The following is a 1558-nucleotide window of genomic DNA, read 5'->3' as shown; positions in this document are numbered from 1 at the left end:
ACTCAAATCCGGCACCAGCGCCGGAAGAACCGTTTTGAGCGAGAACGACCCCTGAAATTGCGGGTGATAAACATGCCGCTTGACGAAAGGCCAAAGATCCCACAAGCGCTCCTGAATCCTCGCGATCTGGCCTGCATATCCCGGCAGCCACCCAGCCAGGTTTCGAAGGCGGTCCGACTCGAACGACGCGTTATAGACCATGATCTTTCCCCGCCTACCCAGCGCTTCGCATAGCGAGTCCGTGAACTCACGGCGCGGGTCGCGCTCGTCATCAGCCAGGAACTCGAAGTGCTCCAAGGCCGCATCCCGCTCAAGTTGCCGATGTACGGACCACTGGAACGGAATATGCGAGTAAGGCCACATCCCGGCGTAGCGTGGAATTGCGGGATACAGCGACTCGAAGTCCATGAAGTAAAGCGGATATTTCAGCCTGGACAGATCTCTTGCGATCATCCCACTCGTCCACGGGTGACCGGTCTTCACGGCGGCGCAAACGCGAGCTTGAATCTCTGTAAGCGGGAAGTCGTCTGGGATCTGCTCGATCAGATTGACCCCGAGGTCGAGGAGATCCTGCCTCTTCTTGTCGCTAAGCCGCGGAAGGAATGAGATATGAGTTTTGGGTGGATCAGGATTGCAGTGGTCGAAGAACTCACACTCGTAGGGATTGTTGCACTGCGGGCCGGGTTCCACCTCGGGCGGTTCATCCTGCGCCAGCGCTCGCCGTTGCCCTCGCAGCAATCCCGGCAGATCCTTACCGAACTCCCGAACACGCCGGGTAAGGTCTTCGATGAGGAACAGTTCGCGCGCGTCATAGCTCTTACCGTCATAGATATAATCGCGGTTGAGATGCATGACGCAGGCCGAGGAAATGTCGAGGCCGCAACCCTGAACCACATGATGCTGGATGGCGACATCATAGACATAGTGCTCTTTGGCTTCAACAGAGGACTTTACCTCAATGAGCCGCCAGCGGCCTCTGCGGCGTCGCTCCAGAATGTCCACTCGCACCAGCACATTGGAGCGTTGGAGTGTCGCCTCAAAGATGGCGGGCACGGCAGGATCGGCAACCAGGGCCGCTGTATGCTCCAGCGCAGCATCTAAGTGGAATTCATCCGACTCGACCAGGACACCGCCCGGAAAGACAGCGTGGGCCAACACACCAACCTCGTGCCCCTGCTCGAAGCGGACCTGCTGTCCCTCATCCGTCTCACCGGCGAGTTCGGGCTGATGCACCTGCAAATAGAGCCGCTTCAGGCATTGCACGCCCGCGACGGACTTCGACTTGGACAGGCGAATGGATGCCGCTCCCGACATGCGTGAAACCTACCCGGATAGTCCACCACCAGTAGAGCACCCTTCAACTGAGATCGCTCGTCTCCACTGTTGCACCGTGTGAGTCATCGGTCTGCCCCCGCTTGTCGCTGCCGAAAATCGCGGTGACAGAAGCCTCTTGCAAAACTGCGTGAAGTCGTTGAAATAAATCAAAACGATACGATTTTGTTTGGAAAAGTGGGCCCACTCGAAGTAAGCTGTTGCTGCGAAACAAACCAGCGCTCCG

2 protein-coding genes are annotated in these 1558 nt (G+C 57.7%); both read right to left on the bottom strand.

From position 1 onward, the window contains the following. Positions 1–1314, bottom strand: a 1314-nt coding sequence (locus WCA10_RS07445) for a DUF2779 domain-containing protein (RefSeq protein WP_472821876.1), incomplete at its 3' end; no start/stop codon positions are given. Positions 1315–1357: 43 nt separating this feature from the next. Then, the coding region (locus WCA10_RS07440) for a hypothetical protein (protein WP_472821875.1) at positions 1358–1558 on the bottom strand (201 nt) is incomplete at its 5' end.

Origin of the sequence: Occallatibacter sp. (assembly GCF_049582745.1) — a bacterium.
Taxonomy (GTDB): domain Bacteria; phylum Acidobacteriota; class Terriglobia; order Terriglobales; family Acidobacteriaceae; genus Telmatobacter.
Note: the sequence above shows the minus strand (reverse complement) of the source record. Positions and strands in the feature narration are given on the sequence as shown.